Genomic DNA, 16,166 nt, shown 5'->3' on the forward strand with positions numbered 1-16,166 from the left:
CGACATGACCGCTGGGCACTCTTCATCAAACTGTCATCGAACTGTGGCAGCGCGCTTGAACAAACTTCATCAGACTCGCGCTCTACTGGGGTTCTGCGTTTTGGTGTTTTTCATGCGTGCGTTGTTTTTAGTGGCCGCTCTCCTGTTCGGCCTGCCGTCTTTTGCGGCTTCTCGGTGTGATGTCAATGTCCCGACCCAAACGGTCGACCTGGCTCAGGTGAGCATCGCCTATCAAAGTATCGGCCGTGCGTCCGACCCTGCGTTGCTGCTGGTGATGGGGCTGGGCGGGCAGTTGATTCACTGGCCGGATGAAGTGGTGGTGGCCCTGTGCGAACAAGGCTTTCGGGTGATTCGCTACGACAACCGCGACGTCGGCCTGTCCACCTGGCGGCAGGCGCCGGCGAGCGCCAACCTGACCTTCGAAGTGCTGCGCTACAAGCTCGGTTTGCCGGTGGCGGCACCCTATACGTTGACCGACATGGCCGACGACGCGCTGGGCTTGATGGATGCATTGCAGGTGCAGCAATTTCATGTCCTTGGCGCAAGCATGGGCGGCATGATCGCTCAACACCTGGCGGCCATGGCGCCACAGCGTGTGGAAAGCCTGACCCTGATCATGACCAGCTCCGGTGCCGAGGGCCTGCCCGCACCGAACGCAGCCCTGGTGCAATTGCTGTCGCGGCGCAGCGCGCCCAATCGTGAGGTGGCGCTGGAGCAACAGGCAGACTTGCTCGCGGCGTTGGGCAGCCCGGATATCAAGGACGATCGCCAGGCGTTGCTGCACCAGGCGGCGCTGTCCTATGACCGCGCCTTCAACCCCGAAGGCGTGAAGCGCCAGATCATGGCGATCCTGGCCGAGCCGAGCCGTGTGCCCTTGCTCAACCAGCTGCGGGTGCCGACCCTGGTCGTACACGGCACCGCCGACCCGTTGTTGCCGGTAATGCACGGCGTGCATCTGGCCGCGCATATCCAGGGCAGCCAGTTGAAATTGATTCCCGGCCTGGCCCACCGTTTTCAGGAAGCGTTCAAGGCGCCCTTGCTGGCGGCGGTGTTGCCCTACCTGCAAGCCCATCGCCAGGATGCCGCGCACTGGGCGCAGATCGATTTGAGCGAGCCTTCGAAGGTGCTGTGAAGGTGGTGTATCGTGCAACCTTTATGTATGCGCATGACTGCCCGCGAGGTTGCCCACCATGAGTACCCCCCTGAAAATCGATTTCGTCAGCGACGTATCCTGCCCCTGGTGCATCATCGGCCTGCGCGGCCTGACCGCAGCCCTCGACCAGCTCGGCAGCGAAGTGCAGGCCGAGATTCATTTCCAGCCGTTCGAACTGAACCCGAACATGCCCGCCATCGGGCAGAACATCGTCGAGCACATCACCGAAAAGTACGGCTCCACGGCGCAAGAGTCCCAGGCTAATCGTGCGCGTATCCGCGACATGGGCGCCGCATTGGGCTTTGCGTTCCGCACCGACGGCCAGAGCCGTATCTACAACACCTTCGACGCGCACCGCCTGTTGCATTGGGCCGGGTTGGAAGGTTTGCAATACAACCTCAAGGAAGCGCTGTTCAAGGCGTATTTCAGCGATGGCCAGGACCCTTCCGACCACGCGACCCTGGCGATCATCGCCGAGAGCGTAGGGCTGGACATTGCGCGCGCCGCCGAGATTCTTGCCAGCGATGAATACGCCGCCGAAGTCCGCGAGCAGGAACAGCTTTGGGTTTCTCGTGGGGTGAGTTCGGTGCCGACCATTGTCTTCAATGACCAATATGCGGTGAGCGGTGGGCAACCGGCGGAAGCCTTCGTCGGCGCGATTCGCCAGATTATCAACGAATCGAAATCCTGAGGCCGAGCACGGAGCAAAATGTGGGAGCTGGCTTGCCTGCGATAGCGGACTGTCAGTTGCAAATGGGCTGGCTGACACACCGTTATCGCAGGCAAGCCAGCTCCCACACTTGATACTCATTGTTTGCAAAAATGGCGCTCATCCAAGCGCTGGCCCATCCCTTGCATTACCCCCCTAAAGCCCAACCGGCCTGCGGTTGGGCGCTGCCATTAGGGGTGTAACTTACCTTGAATATTCTTGACCTTGACCACAGCCTCACCGGCCAGGCACCGATTGCCCGGCGGTTGGCCAGCGGTCGGGCCACGCGCCTGGACCTGCTGGACCTGGGCCCGAAATTGCGTTTGTGGTCCACCGAAAAAACCTGGAAGCGTTTCGTCGAGCGCCTGGCCCAGCGGCCTCGGCCCCGTGACGCGCGCCCGGAAATCCTGTTTGTTGGCTCCGGCGATTATCACCACCTTACGCCGGCCTTTTTGGCCGACCTCAAAGAGCCCATCAGCCTGATCCACTTTGACAACCACCCCGACTGGGTGCGCTTTGCGCCCAAGCGGCACTGCGGTTCGTGGGTCAACCGGGCGCTGAAGATGCCGGCGATCCAACGCATCGTCACCCTCGGCCCGTGCAGCGATGACCTGCATAACCCGCAACTGCGCGGCGGCAACCTTGGCGCCCTCAAGCGCGGGCGTTTGCAGTTGTTTCCCTGGCAGCATCCGCCGTCCAAGGTCTGGGGCCGGGTGGGGGACGGCGCCGGCCACCAGCAACAGGAAAACCACCTGCATTGGCGCAACCTGGCGGACCTGGATTGGGCAGCCTTCCTCGACCAGATGATTGCCAGCCTGCCCACCGAGGCGATCTGGATCACCATCGACAAAGATGTGCTGGCCAGTGAAGGCGCCGCCACCAACTGGGACCAGGGCGGCATGCGCCTGACCCATTTGCTCCAGGCCCTGCGGGCGTTGGCGGCGGGTAAACGCATCATTGGCATCGACATCTGCGGTGAGTTCGCCACACCGGCGTTCAGCAACGCGTTCAAGCGCTGGGAAGCCAAGTCCGACCAGCCGCCACCGGAGCGCTGGAGCCCGCAAGACTTGCAGCGTAATGCTGCAACCAATGAAGCCTTGATCGACCTGTTTGAGGAGCTGTTCCCGTGACCCTGACCGTGGTGTTGTTACTGGCGTTTTCCATCGTCCTCGATGTGATTGGCCAGCTGTGTTTCAAATTGGGCGTGGACCGTTTGCCGCAACTCGATGGCGGTTTTCGCCTGCGTGCGTTCTGGGGCCAGGTGTTCAATGCGCCGCTGTTGTGGGCCGGCGTCGGCGCCTATGTGATTGAGTTTTTTGTCTGGCTCGAAGCGCTGTCCCGTGCGCCCTTGAGTCTGCTGTTTCCGCTGGCGGCGTTGGCCTATTGCCTGGTGGTGTTGGCGGGCAGGGTGGTGCTCAAGGAAACCGTCAGCCGACGTCGCTGGCTGGGCACGTTGGTGATCACGTTGGGTGTGATGTTGGTAGCAATCGCGGGGAACCAGGCATGACAACGCAAACAATCAATACCGGCTGGCTGCATGGGCGGCTTGGCACCCTGGTGCTGTGGGCACTGCTGATCGCCACCGAAAGCGCCGGGCAGTTGTTCACCAAGGTGGCCGGCGATCAATTGGGGCCGATGGACTTCAGTTGGCAATGGCTGGCGGACGTGGCGCGCAACCCGGGGATTCTGGCGGCGATTGCCAGCTATCTGGGTGCGTTTTTTGTGTGGATGCTGATCCTGCGGCGTAGCAGTTTGTCCCTGGCGTTTCCGCTGAGTTCGCTGGTGTTTGTGGCCGTATTGCTGGGTTCTTGGCTGGGGCTGGGCGAGCACATCAGCGCGTTGCATTGGGTAGGCGTGGTGGTGATTATCGGTGGTATCGCCCTTTTGGCTGAGGGCGAAGAACACTGAAAATAGTGCTATGAACGCAGGCCCAATGTGTGGAGCGGGCTTGCTCGCGAATGCGGTGGATCAGTTAAATATTAGCTGACTGACACACTGCTTTCGCGAGCAAGCCCGCTCCCACATTTTGCTCCCGGGTAATTCAGTCGAAGGTGTAGCTGATCGCCGTCTGCACCTGGCCCTGATTCACCTGGCCAGCCTCTTTGACGATGCTGCTCTTGGCCGCCGACCCCACCAGGTGTACCCAGCTGGCACTGGTCAGCAGTGACCAATGGGGCGCCAGGGGGAAGGAAAAACTTTGACTCAGCGTCACGTTCTGAAAGCCGCCGCTCGCGTTATACGGCCGTAAGCCCGAGGCGACAGCTTCGTTGTCGTCCACGCCGAAGAAGGTATTGGTCTGGCGCGCATCGGCAAAATGCGCAACCAGGCTATTGCTGCCGATAATCCCGCCACCCACGGGGTAACCCAGCTCGCCGCCGATTTTGCCCAGGGCGCCGCTCTGGGAATGCCCGCCGCCCACGGCCTGGCCCAATTGCGCATAGACCCGCCAGAAATTGGCCGGGGCGTATTGGACGAAGCCGCCCACCTCGGCCATGTCCGACACGTTGCGCAGGCCCTGCAATTCGCCGTTGGAAGTACGCCCCGGAAGGTAGTTGATATAGGGGCCAGCGGTCAGGCCGTGGGTATCCAGGGCGCTCCAGGTGAGGCCGTCATCGGTACTCAGGCTGACGTCGCCCCAATCCAGGTCCAGGTAAGGCACAGGCCGGGTTTCGTAGCGGCTGGCGCTGGGGTCGTGGGGCTGATAGCTGAGGCCCGCGCCCACGTCGCCCGTGATGCCTTCTGCCCACGCGGCACTGCAAAGGCCCCACCCTCCAAGTAAACCGGTGAATACAGCAGCAGCGAGCTTGGACATGGAGACGTTTCCTGAAGGTGGGCAGGCGCGCATGAACGCGCAAACCGACGCGCCTGCGCAAGCACTCATGTTGTTTGTAGCAAGCTACAAAAATTGTAGCTCCTGCGACATATATCGCTGCGCATTTCGCGCTCACCCCCAGCCCTGCGGGGTTTTGGCCAGTTGGCACAGTCCCTGCTCTATCCCTTGGCAAGCGCAGACAGCGCGCTCCTCCAAGGCCCTTTACCTAAAGGAAAGGCAGATGATCAACTGGCATATCGTGTGTGACTTCGACGGGACCATTACCCCCACCGATGTCATCGACAACGTCCTCCAACGCTTCGCCGGCCCCGAGTGGGAAACCATTGAGCAGGAATGGCTGGATGGGCATATCGGTTCACGCGAATGCCTGAGCCGCCAACTGGCGCTGATCAAGGCCACCCCGGCTGAACTGCTGGCGTACTTTGACAGCGTCGAGATCGACCCGGACTTCCCGGATTTTGTCGATCACGTCATGGGCCTGGGTGCTTCCATCGAAGTGGTCAGCGATGGCATCGAGCAGGGCATTGCCCGCATCCTTTCGCGCAACTACGTGACCTTGTTGCCGATCCTCGCCAACCGCCTGCGCCAGGTCGACCAGGACAGCTGGCGCATCGACTTCCCGTATGCCAGCGATGCCTGTCGCGCCGCTGCCGGCAACTGCAAGTGCAAATCCACGCCGCGCAACAAGCGCGTGCTGGTGATCGGCGACGGCAAGTCCGACATGTGCGTGGCCTCCACCGCCGACTTCGTGTTCGCCAAGGGCAGCCTCGCCGACTACTGCGTCGCCCACCAGATTCCTCATGCGCGCTTCGACAGCTTTGCGCAAGTGCCGGCGTTGCTGGCCAAGCTGCCACAAGGCCTCGCTGCCAACGCCACCACCTTCAACACCTCTTCTGACAATCAGGAACTCTTCCATCATGTCTGATATCCGTATCGCTACCGCTGAAGACCAGGTGCTTCTGGATAAAGAAGCCAAGTATTGCTCCTACGGCGACACCGTTCACTACATCGAGCCGCCGCGTATTTTCAGCCGCTGCGAAGGCTCCTATGTGTGGGACACCGAAGACCAGGCCTACCTCGATCTGCAGATGTGGTACTCGGCCGTCAACTTCGGCTATGCCAACCCGCGCCTGAACAACGCGCTGAAAAAGCAGATCGACACCCTGCCGCAAATCGCCAGCCAGTACCTGCACAAAGGCAAGATCGAGCTGTCGGAAATGATCGCGGTCGATGCCAAGAACAAGTTCGGCCTCGACGGCCGTGTGCACTTCAACGTCGGCGGTTCGCAGTCCATCGAAGATTCCCTGAAGGTGGTGCGCAACGCCAGCAACGGCAAAAGCTTGATGTTCGCCTTCGAAGGCGGCTACCACGGGCGCACCCTCGGCGCCTCGTCGATCACCTCTAGCTTCCGCTATCGTCGTCGCTACGGCCACTTTGGCGAACGCGCCAATTTCATCCCATTCCCTTACCACTTCCGTGGCCCGAAGGGCATGACCAAGGAAGAGTACGGCAGCCATTGCGTGCAGCAGTTCGCCCGCTTGTTCGAGACCGAATACAACGGCGTGTGGGACCCTAAGACCAACCAGTGCGAATACGCAGCTTTCTATGTCGAGCCGATCCAGGGCACCGGCGGCTACGTGATCCCGCCGATGAATTTCTACCGCGAGCTCAAGCACGTCCTGGACCAGCACGGCATCCTGATGGTGTCCGACGAAATCCAGATGGGCTTCTATCGCACCGGCAAACTCTGGTCGATCGAGCACTTCGATGTACAGCCGGACGTGATCGTGTTCGGCAAGGCGTTGACCAATGGTCTCAACCCATTGGGCGGTATCTGGGCCCGTGAAGAGTTGATCAACCCGAAGGTGTTCCCGCCAGGTTCGACTCACTCCACCTTCGCCTCCAACCCGTTGGGCACCGCGGTGGGCCTGGAAATGTTCAAGATGACCAGCGAAGTCGACTACGGCGCCATGGTCATGGCCAAGGGCAAATACTTCCTGGAAGGCCTGCAAGATTTGCAAAAACGCTTCCCCATCATCGGCGATGTGGACGGCCTGGGCCTGGCGCTGCGCTGCGAAATCTGCGGCCCGGATGGCTTCACCCCGGACAAGGCGACCCTGGACTACATGGTCGAAGAAGGCATGAAAGGCGACATGCTGGTAGACGGCCAGAAGCTCGGGTTGATCCTCGATGTGGGCGGTTACTACAAGAACGTGATCACCCTGGCGCCGTCCCTGGAAATCAGCTACCCGGAAATCGATCTGGGCCTGAAGTTGCTCGAGCAACTGCTGGTGCGAGCAACCACGCGGTGAATGCTCAAGGGATCGACCTCGGTGAAGGTACTGCCGGTTTCGTTCTCGGTGATGGTCCGGTCGGGATCCTGTTGATCCACGGCCTGACCGGCACACCGACCGAGTTGCGCCAGGTCGCCAAGGGCCTGGCCAAGGCGGGCAACTGCACGGTGTATGTGCCCACGCTGGCCGGGCACTGCGGCGACAACAGCGACTTGCAGGCCACCGGCTGGCAGGACTGGTACGAAGGCGTGCGCAAGACCTTCGTACAGGTCAAGCAACGCCACGGGCAGGTGTTTGTCGGTGGCTTGTCCATGGGCGCGGTGATGTCGATGTATGTGGCGTCCGAACACCCAGGGCAAGTCGCCGGGTTGCTGATGTATTCCACCACCTTGAAGTACGACGGCTGGAGCATCAACAAACTGGCGTTTCTCACGCCCTTGCTGATGAAGATTCCGTTCGGCGTGCACATTTGCAGCTTCGAAGAGAAGCCGCCCTATGGCATTAAGAACGAGCGCCTGCGGGCCATCGTCGAGCGGCAGATGAAGGAAGGCGAGAGCAGTGAGGCGGGGTTGCTGACCATGGAAGGCATCACCGTGCGCGAGCTGCACCGCATGAACGCGGTGGTCAAGAAACGCATGCCCCAGATCAAGGTGCCGGCGCTGGTGCTGCATTCCATCGAGGACGACATCACCAGCCGCTGGAACGCCGATTACGTGGAGCGCCACCTCGGCGGGCCGGTGACCAAGATCCTGCTGGACAACTGCTACCACATGATCACGGTCGATTTGCAGTACCGCCGGGTGATCGAGTTGAGTGCCAGATTTGTCGAGCAGCACGCAGTGCAACTCAATCGTGTGGCGTGATTAATTTACTTGTAGGAGCGAGCTTGCTGTGGCGAGCAAGCTTGCTTGCGCTGGGGTGCGAAGCACCCCCAAAAGCCTGCGACTGCTGCGCAGTCGAGCGGGAGCAAGCTCCCTCGCCACAGCAAGCTCGCTCCTACAGTAGAGCGGTGTTGATAAGGAAAAACTGTGATTACCACCCAAGCCTTCCCGACCATCCGGGCTATCCAGCGCGATGCCTGGAACGACTGTTTTCCCGGTGCCCTGGAGGATTGGGACTATTACCTGGCCGTGGAAAACGCCGCAATCGATGACTTTCAGTGGCGTTACCTGGCGGTCTTCGAGGATCAAACGCTGGTGGCCGTGGCTGCCGCGTTCATCACCCATTATCGCCTCGACACTACGCTGTCGGGGGCCGGCAAACGCTTGACCGAGCGCCTGGAGCGGCTGTGGCCGGGCGTTTTGCAACTGGCGTTGTACGCCATCGGTTCGCCGGTGGCTGAGCGCTGTGATGCCGGTGTCGCCAGCCATGTGGCCGAATCCCGGCGCCCGTTGCTGTTGCAGCAGTTACTGGCGGCTGCGCGCAGCGATGCCAACGCGCTCGGTATCGGCTTGCTGGCGGTCAAGGATGCGCCCACCAACGACCCGCATTGGGCCCAGGGCTGCCTTGCCGCAGGCTTTCAAAGCATGCCCAGTTTGCCCACGGGGGTGTTGCCCCTGCCTTATGGCTCGGTGGATGCCTACCTGGGGTCGCTGGGCAAATCCACGCGCAAGGACCTGCGCCGCAAACTGCGCGCACCAGGGCCGCGGGTCGAGTGGCGGCGCAATATCGATGACGTGCTGCCCGAGGTCATGCGCCTGTACGAGGCCACGCTCGCGCGCGCAGACTTGCAGTTCGAGCGCCTGCCCGCCGGTTACTTCACGGGGGTGCTCGAACACCTGCACGAGCGGGCGGTCTGTGTTCTGTATTGGGTGGACGAGCACCTGGTGGCGTTCAACCTGATCCTGCTGGATGAGCATCGGCTGGTGGACAAGTTCTTTGGCCATGACCTTGCGTTCAGCCGCGAGTACAACCTGTACTTCCGTAGCTGGTTGACCAATGTCGACTACTGTATTGAACACCGTATTGCGCTGTACGAGTGCGGCCAGGCCGGGTATGCCAGTAAACTGCGCCTGGGGTGCGAGTTCGAGGGCAACAGCCTGTTCTTCCGCCACCGTAACTGGCTGGTCAACGGCCTGCTCAAGCTTGTAAAACTGTTTATTCGACCGGATCGTTCCGACCCTGCCATGGCTGCTGCGATAAGCGAAACCTGATGATTACCAAGACCCGCCAGAAAGCCCGCCCCTTTGCCATTTCGCGTTGGAGCGTCCAGCGCAAGCTGGTGCTGGCGTTCTGGCTGGTCAGCGTGATTCCTACGATGATCGCGGCTGAGCTGGCTGCCACCACGCTGTCGCAGATTTTCGACAGCAACGTGCGTATCTGGCTGCAAGAGTCGACCAAGATCGTCAAGGACGAAATCGGCGACATCCTTCACGACAACGCGCGCATGGCCAAGCTGTTCCTGCGCTATACCAGCCCGCCGTCGTCCAAAAATGCCGAAAAGCATGACCGGCTCACCGCCGACATTGCCGATGCCACCGATATCGACGTGGTCGCACTGATTCGCACCAGCGACCGTAAAGTGATGTTCAGCACGGCCGCCGATGACATCGTCAGGCAGATCAACCTCACCAGCAACGCGGTGCTGCAAACCGTGCAAGTCGCCGGCGTGAGCACGGGCCTGGTGGTGTCGACCTTCGAAACCAGCCGTGACGGCGTTGATTACTTGTTGCTGGTCGCCACTTACCTGGACAGCAGTTTCCTCACCAGCGTGGCCGATGTGCATTCCCTCGACCTGCGTCTGTATTTGGCCAACCCTGCCGGGTTTTCCGAAATATTTTCCACCCAGCGCTTCGCCAATCATCCCTCGCGCATCCCCAAGAATGTCGAGGCCTACCTGCGCAGCACCAAGCAGCCCAGCGAGCAGTTCACTAACCAGTACAGCGGTTTGTATTGGCCGATTTTCAATGACGCCGGTGAGTTGCAAGGCGTGATCTTCAGCGGCCTGCTACGCCATACCAGCCTGGTGGGGTTGGTGAACCAGAGCAACCTGTTCGTGCTGATCTTCCTGGTCAGCTCGGCGCTGTCATTGGCGGCTGGGTTGTTGGTGTCGCGGCGCCTGACCAAGCCTCTGCGCGATTTGTCCCAGGGCGTGGATGCGGTGATCTCGGGCAGTTATGCACACCGTGTGGTGGTCAGTGGCGGTGACGAACTGGCGCAATTGAGCAGCACCTTCAACCACATGACCGAACGCCTGGGCGAGTTGCATCATCTGGAAGCCCAACTGCGCCGGCGTGACCGCTTGCATGCCCTGGGTGAAGTCGCCATGGGCCTGGCTCACGAAATTCGCAACCCATTGGGCATCATCAAGACCGCCACCCAACTGTTGCATCGGCGCGCTGACCTGGCGGAAACCGACAAGCGTCACCTGGAATATGTCATCAGCGAAGTCAGCCGCATCAACGAGCTGATTACCGAGTTCCTCGATTTCGCCAAGCCCAACCCGCCGATACGCGTGCAGCAACCGGCACGCGCCCTGGTGGAAGAAATCCTCGGTTTCTGCGGCCCGGAGCTGAGCAGCCATCGCATTGACGCGCAGATCGACGACCAGGCGCCTGGCGCGACGATCTACGCCGATGCCAAGCAGCTCAAGCAGGCCTGTCTCAACCTGATTCTCAACGCCATCGACGCGATGCCCGACGGCGGGCGCCTGACCCTGGGCATTCGCAGCGTGGGCGACAACACCGTGATCAGCATCGCCGATACCGGAGAGGGCATCCCTGCGGACATGGTGGAGCGTATCTTCACGCCATTCGTCACCACCAAGGCCTCGGGCACAGGCCTGGGCCTGGCCAAAGTCTATTCGATCATGGAAAGTCACGACGGCAGCATCGAATGCGCCAGTGAGAAAGATGCCGGCGCGACCTTCAGCCTGTACATTCCGGCTGACGGGGAAGACGACGGTGAAGATGAGGACGGGCATGACGCATAACGTATTGGTGGTCGACGACGAGCCCAAGCTCTGTGATCTGCTGACCCAGGCCTTGAGCCAGAACGGCATCCAGGTGTTCAGCGCAGGCAATGGCCTGCATGCGCTCAAGGTACTGGGAGAGGAGGACATCGACCTGGTCATCAGCGACTGGCGCATGCCGGGCATGGACGGGCCGGCGTTGCTGGCCGAAATCAAGGTGCGTTATCCGACCTTGCCGGTGATCGTGATGACGGCCTACAGCACGGTGAAAAACGCCGTGCAGTCGATGCGTAACGGTGCCTATGACTACATTGCCAAGCCGTTCGACATCGACGAGCTGGACATCACCGTGGCCAAGGCCCTGCAGTTTCGCGACATCATGCGCGACAACGCGCGCATGCGCGCCGAGCTGGACGAGCATGCGCAGTTCGACAGCCTGGTGGGCGACAGCCCGGCGTTTCGCCAGGTGCTCCAGGCGGTGGATTCGGTGCGCGACAGCAACGCTACTATCCTGCTGACCGGCGAAAGCGGCACTGGCAAGGAAATGGTCGCCCGCGCCATCCACAAGCATGGCAGCCGTGCCGACCAACCCTTCGTGGCGGTCAATTGCGCGGCCATCCCTGAAGGCTTGCTGGAAAGCGAGATGTTTGGCCATCGCAAAGGCGCGTTCACCGGCGCCGTGGCTGACCGGGTAGGGCGCTTCATGCAGGCCGACAAGGGCACGCTGTTTCTGGATGAGGTAGGTGATATGCCCTTGGCGCTGCAGGCCAAGATCCTGCGCGCCTTGCAGGAGCGGGTTATCGAGCCGGTAGGCGACCCCCGCGAGCGCAAGGTGGATGTACGAGTAATTGCCGCCACCAACAAGAACCTGCTGGATGCGGTGGCGGCCAAGGAGTTTCGCGAAGACCTGTATTACCGCCTGAATGTCTTCCCGATTCCGTTGCCGTCGTTGCGCGAACGCGTGGAAGACATCGCGCCTCTGGCGCGCCACTTTGCCCACACCCTGAGCGCCACCACCGGCAAACGCATCACCGGTTTCAGCCCCGAGGCGTTGCAGGCCATGGCGGCGTATCACTGGCCGGGCAATATTCGCGAGCTGCAAAACTGCGTGGAGCGCGCAACCATCGTCGCGGCTTCATCGGTGATCGAGGATATTGATTTGCCGGGGTATCTATTTGCTTCCAAACCGAGCGAGGGCGATGTAACCGCGCTCCTCAGCGACGGCCCAGGCGTGCCGCGGGACCTGGATGCGGCGCTGGCCGAAGTGGAGAAAGCCTACATTCTTGCGGCGTTGCAGGAGAGCAATGGGGTGCAGGCCGCGGCGGCGCAGCGGATCGGCATTTCCGAGCGCAGCTTCTGGTATCGCCTGAAGAAGCTGGGGATTCAGGTAGACAAGATCGTGCGCTGATCTGAGTGTGGGAGCTGGCTTGCCTGCGATGATCGCTCCCACGCTTCGCGTGGGAGTGCCTCTGGTGACGCTCTGCGTCACGCGCGTGGACGCGGAGCGTCGTTGGCTGCATTCCCACGCGGGAGCGTGGGAACGATCTGCCGCGTTGTGTCAGGTGTGCAGGCGTACCCACACGCTGACCAACACCGTCGCGGCCATCAACCAGGCCACGGCGGCGACTGCCAGCGATGCCTCCAACCGCAGCCGATCGACCATTACATACAGCGTCGCCAAATACACAAAGTACGGAATGATCGACCACATCCCGAACAGGATCGTGGTCTTCAAATCCGCAACTGTTCGGCCTTTGCCGACGATGTAATGGGCGATCAGCGCAAAAGTGGGAAACAGCGGCACCAAGCCTGCGATGTAATAGTTTCTGGTCTTGGCCAGCGCCGCCAGGATCAGCACCACTGCGGCGCCAAGTGCAGCCTTCAAGAACAGATCCATCAGTGACTCAACCCGTATTTCTTGACCTTGTCGAACAGGGTGGTCTTGGCCATCCCCAGTTCCTGGCTGGCCTGGGTCAGGTTCCCGCCGCTGCGTTGCAGGGCATCGTTGAGCAGGTTGCGCTCAAAGGCTTCCACCGCCTCGGTAAAGGCAACCCCTTGGTTGCCGCTGCCGGCGCCGCTTTTCTTGAAGGCGGGCAAGCCCAGGGCGAAGCGTTCGGCGACGTTGCGCAACTCACGCACGTTGCCCGGCCAGTCGTGGCTCATCAGGCTGGACAGGGTCTGGTTGTCCAGCTCCGGCACGGCGCGGTCGAAGCGTAGCGACGATTGCTGCAGGAAGTGTTCGAACAGTTGCAGGATGTCTTCGCGCCGCTCGCGCAAAGGCGGCAGTTCCAGGGTGACGACATTGAGGCGGTAGTACAGGTCGCTGCGGAACTGGCTGGCGCGGCTCAACTCGTCGAGGTCGGACTTGGTGGCAGCGATTACCCGACAATCCACTGCCACGCTCTGGTTCGAACCCAGGCGTTCCAACGTACGTTCTTGCAGCACCCGCAGCAATTTGATCTGCAGGTTGATCGGCATGCTCTCTACTTCATCGAGGAACAGCGTGCCTTGATGGGCATGCTCGATCTTGCCGATGCGACGTTTACCGGCGCCGGTGAAGGCGTTGGCCTCGTGGCCGAAAATCTCGCTTTCGAAGAGGTTCTCCGGCAGGCCACCGCAGTTGAGCGCAACGAACTGGTGGGTATGGCGTCGGCTGAAATCATGCAGGCAGCGCGCGACCAGTTCCTTGCCGGTGCCGGTTTCGCCTTCGATCAACACGTTGGCCGAGGTGTCGGCGACGTTGGCGATCAGTTCACGCAGGTTTTGCATCGCCGGCGAGCGGCCGATGATGCGGCCTTCCAGCGAGTCGCGCTCGGCCAGTTGCCGGCGTAACGACCAAACTTCCCGCGCCAGGCCGCGCTGTTCCAGGGCGCGGCGTGCCACGTCCACCAGGCGTTCGGGCGAGAAGGGTTTCTCCATGAAGTCGTAGGCGCCGTTACGCATGGCGCCCACCGCCATGGAGATATCGCCATGCCCAGTGATCAACACCACCGGCAGGCTTTTATCCATGGCCTTGAGGCGGGTCAGCAGTTCCAGGCCATCGATGCCCGGCAGGCGGATATCGCTGATGACGATGCCAGCGAAGTTCTCGCCGATGCGCTTGAGCGCTTCTTCGGCGCTGCCCACGCCGACGCTGGTGATGTCTTCGAGCGCCAGTGCTTGCTGGCAACCGAGCAGTACGTGGGGGTCGTCTTCGACGATCAGGACGGTAAGGTCTTGGGCTTGTGTATTCATGTCGACTCAGCTCGTTGAGCGCCCACCAATGGCAGGTTAAGGACAAAGGCGGTACCACCATTGGCCGGATGTTCCACGGCAAGGCTACCGCCGGTAGCGGCCGCGAGGCTTGCGGAAAGGGTCAGGCCCAGGCCCAGGCCTTGTTCGCCGGGCTTGGTGGTAAAAAAGGGTTCGAACAAATGCTTGCGCGCCTCGGGGTCGATGCCGTGGCCATTATCACGCACCAACAGGCGGTATTTGCCATCGCCGCTCTGGCCTTCCAGCCACAGTTGCGGCACCGCTTGGGCTTGCATGGCATCGAGCGCGTTACCGATCAGGTTGACCAGGATCTGCTCCAGGCGGGTCTGGTCGATCTGCAATTGGGCGTTGGCAAAGTCACGGTGCACGGTCAACGGCAGGCTGTCCAGGCGCGCGCCGAGCACCTGGAACGCGGCGTCCACGGCCTTGCCGAGGCTGGCTTCGCCCTGGTCGTCGCCGCGCCGAGCAAAGGAGCGCAGGCTGGCGGTGATGCGGCCCATGCGGTCGATCAGTTCGTTGATGGTCTTGAGGTTGGTGCTGGCGGTGTCCAGGGCGCCGCGCTCAAGGAAGCGTACGGTGTTGCCCGACAGCGTGCGCAAGGCCGCCAGCGGCTGGTTCAGTTCGTGGGCGATGCTGGTGGACATCTGGCCGATGGCCGCGAGTTTGCCGGCCTGTACCAGTTCGTCCTGGGCGCGGCGCAAGGTTTCTTCGGCCTGGCGTCGTTCGCGAATCTGGCCCTTGAGCCGTTCGTTGCTGGCGCGCAGGTCGGCGGTGCGTTCGGCAATCCGACGCTCAAGCTGGCTGTTGGCTTCCTGCAAGGCTTCCCGTGCGGCGAGGCGGGTGGCGATGACCTTGCGTCGCTCGTTCCAGGCAATCAGCAGGAAGGCGACCAGGCCGAAGGCGACGGCCACCAGGATGCCCTGGTTGATCGCGGCGCGGCGCAGGTCGTTGAGCGGGGTGAGCAGGGTGAAGTTCCACGGCGTGTCGTTCAGCGGGCGGGTCTGCGCCAGGTAGCTGACCGCGTGCTGGTCGTTGACCACTTCGGTGTTGGCCGGGAAGGTCAGTTTCTCGGTGCCTTCGTTCAGGCGCTCACGGGCCAGGGGTTGCAGTTCATTGAGCGTCGCCCAGTAATATTGCAGGCTGTGGGCCAGGCGGTCCTTGGTGTCATCGCTCAGCGGGCGTACGGCCTTGAGGCGACGCGCCGGGTCGCTGGAAAGAATAATGATGCCGTTCTCATCGCTCACGAAAGCTTCGAGGCGCGCACGTTGCCAGCGCTCTTCTAGCGCTTCGAGGCGTACCTTGACCACAGCGACGCCGATGATCTTGCCGTGCTCTTCCAGGCCATGGGCCAGGTAATAGCCGGGTTCGCCGTTGGTGCTGCCGATGCCGTAGAAACGACCGGGCTGGCCGCGTACGGCGTTCTGGAAATAGGCGCGAAAGGACAGGTCCTCACCTTGGTAACTGTCAGCATCGCGCCAGTTACTGGTGGCCAGCACGCGGCCGGTGGTGTCCATCACATAGATGGCGCGGCTGCGACTGCGGCGGTTCAGGCCTTCGAGGTAGTCGTTGACCGTCTTGCGGGTTTCCTGGTTCGGGTCGGCGAGCAGTTGGGAAACACTGGACTCCAGTTCCAGCAGGCTGGGCAGGTAGGTGTACTTGCTCAGTTCGCTTTCGACGGTGCGGGCGTGCAGCTCCAACTGGCGTTCGCCGTTGTCGCTGAGGGTGCGGATGCCGTAGTAGTCACTGACCCAGAAGCCGATATAACCCAGGCCGACCATCAGGGCGATGATCAACGGCGGCAGGAACAGTTGGCGTATCAGACGAGGCTTCACGGCAAGTGATGGCGGCGCGGCGCGATATTGATTGGGGTCGCATTTCATCACAGATGCCTTGGGTCAGCTACTTCTCGCCAGTGTAAGAGCGGGCTTGTGTGGGAGTCGGGCTTGCCCGCGATGCAGGCGCCTCGGTGTAACAGTTGCACCGAGGCGATGCCATCGCAGGCAAGCCAGCTCCCA

The 16,166-nt window shown here is 61.6% G+C and carries 15 protein-coding genes; 11 read left to right on the forward strand and 4 right to left on the reverse strand.

The features are described from left to right. Positions 1 to 112 precede the first annotated feature (112 nt). The 5 genes from AC4PS6_RS07200 (at position 113) to AC4PS6_RS07220 (ending at position 3,770) form a co-directional block, all read left to right on the forward strand. Positions 113 to 1,132: an alpha/beta fold hydrolase gene (locus tag AC4PS6_RS07200; RefSeq protein ID WP_019817689.1), complete on the forward strand. Its 1,020-nt coding sequence runs from the start codon at positions 113 to 115 to the stop codon at positions 1,130 to 1,132. Between the two features lie 58 nt (positions 1,133 to 1,190). Further along, on the forward strand, positions 1,191 to 1,844 hold the full coding sequence (locus AC4PS6_RS07205) for a DsbA family oxidoreductase (RefSeq protein ID WP_058410460.1): 654 nt from the start codon (positions 1,191 to 1,193) through the stop codon (positions 1,842 to 1,844). 227 nt (positions 1,845 to 2,071) lie between these two features. Continuing rightward, positions 2,072 to 2,992 (forward strand): arginase family protein, encoded by a 921-nt coding sequence (locus tag AC4PS6_RS07210; protein WP_492180766.1) that lies wholly within the window; start codon positions 2,072 to 2,074, stop codon positions 2,990 to 2,992. Beyond that, positions 2,989 to 3,369 (forward strand): DMT family transporter, encoded by a 381-nt coding sequence (locus AC4PS6_RS07215; RefSeq protein ID WP_003188930.1) that lies wholly within the window; start codon positions 2,989 to 2,991, stop codon positions 3,367 to 3,369. The genes AC4PS6_RS07210 and AC4PS6_RS07215 overlap by 4 nt, the downstream gene beginning before the upstream one ends. Further along, positions 3,366 to 3,770 carry a transporter gene (locus tag AC4PS6_RS07220; protein ID WP_003188932.1) on the forward strand — a complete coding sequence of 135 codons (405 nt, stop codon included), beginning with the start codon at positions 3,366 to 3,368 and terminating at the stop codon, positions 3,768 to 3,770. The genes AC4PS6_RS07215 and AC4PS6_RS07220 overlap by 4 nt, the downstream gene beginning before the upstream one ends. A 133-nt stretch (positions 3,771 to 3,903) precedes the next feature. Here AC4PS6_RS07220 and AC4PS6_RS07225 read toward each other — a convergent pair whose 3' ends face one another. Next, positions 3,904 to 4,674, reverse strand: a complete 771-nt coding sequence (locus AC4PS6_RS07225; RefSeq protein ID WP_336827128.1) for a MipA/OmpV family protein — start codon at positions 4,672 to 4,674, stop codon at positions 3,904 to 3,906. 241 nt (positions 4,675 to 4,915) lie between these two features. On the opposite strand from AC4PS6_RS07225, the gene AC4PS6_RS07230 reads away from it, so the two are divergent. From AC4PS6_RS07230 to AC4PS6_RS07255, 6 genes are all read left to right on the forward strand, one after another. Then, positions 4,916 to 5,620 carry an MtnX-like HAD-IB family phosphatase gene (locus AC4PS6_RS07230; protein ID WP_020301178.1) on the forward strand — a complete coding sequence of 235 codons (705 nt, stop codon included), beginning with the start codon at positions 4,916 to 4,918 and terminating at the stop codon, positions 5,618 to 5,620. Beyond that, positions 5,613 to 7,007: an aspartate aminotransferase family protein gene (locus AC4PS6_RS07235; protein ID WP_003188936.1), complete on the forward strand. Its 1,395-nt coding sequence runs from the start codon at positions 5,613 to 5,615 to the stop codon at positions 7,005 to 7,007. The genes AC4PS6_RS07230 and AC4PS6_RS07235 overlap by 8 nt, the downstream gene beginning before the upstream one ends. After that, positions 7,004 to 7,852 carry an alpha/beta hydrolase gene (locus AC4PS6_RS07240; protein WP_020301177.1) on the forward strand — a complete coding sequence of 283 codons (849 nt, stop codon included), beginning with the start codon at positions 7,004 to 7,006 and terminating at the stop codon, positions 7,850 to 7,852. Before AC4PS6_RS07235 ends, AC4PS6_RS07240 begins: the two co-directional genes overlap by 4 nt. Positions 7,853 to 8,017: 165 nt before the next feature. Further along, positions 8,018 to 9,142, forward strand: a complete 1,125-nt coding sequence (locus AC4PS6_RS07245; protein ID WP_336827129.1) for a GNAT family N-acetyltransferase — start codon at positions 8,018 to 8,020, stop codon at positions 9,140 to 9,142. After that, positions 9,142 to 10,920, forward strand: coding sequence for a sensor histidine kinase (locus AC4PS6_RS07250; RefSeq protein ID WP_032893334.1), 1,779 nt, complete (start codon positions 9,142 to 9,144; stop codon positions 10,918 to 10,920). Before AC4PS6_RS07245 ends, AC4PS6_RS07250 begins: the two co-directional genes overlap by 1 nt. Further along, a complete protein-coding gene (locus AC4PS6_RS07255) occupies positions 10,910 to 12,307 on the forward strand; it encodes a sigma-54-dependent transcriptional regulator (RefSeq protein ID WP_019817693.1) in 1,398 nt (465 codons plus the stop codon). The genes AC4PS6_RS07250 and AC4PS6_RS07255 overlap by 11 nt, the downstream gene beginning before the upstream one ends. A 150-nt stretch (positions 12,308 to 12,457) precedes the next feature. Here AC4PS6_RS07255 and AC4PS6_RS07260 read toward each other — a convergent pair whose 3' ends face one another. The 3 genes from AC4PS6_RS07260 to aauS are packed head-to-tail and all read right to left on the reverse strand — an operon-like array spanning position 12,458 to position 16,031. Further along, positions 12,458 to 12,796, reverse strand: coding sequence for a GlpM family protein (locus tag AC4PS6_RS07260; RefSeq protein ID WP_014717129.1), 339 nt, complete (start codon positions 12,794 to 12,796; stop codon positions 12,458 to 12,460). Further along, entirely contained in the window at positions 12,796 to 14,133 is a 1,338-nt protein-coding gene (aauR, locus tag AC4PS6_RS07265) for a two-component response regulator AauR (protein ID WP_014717130.1), read from the reverse strand. Before aauR ends, AC4PS6_RS07260 begins: the two co-directional genes overlap by 1 nt. Next, the gene (aauS, locus tag AC4PS6_RS07270) at positions 14,130 to 16,031 is read right to left on the reverse strand and encodes a two-component sensor histidine kinase AauS (RefSeq protein WP_014717131.1); all 1,902 of its coding nucleotides are present in this window, start codon (positions 16,029 to 16,031) and stop codon (positions 14,130 to 14,132) included. Before aauS ends, aauR begins: the two co-directional genes overlap by 4 nt. Positions 16,032 to 16,166: the final 135 nt, after the last annotated feature.

The organism is Pseudomonas sp. DW-iso17 (assembly GCF_058725345.1).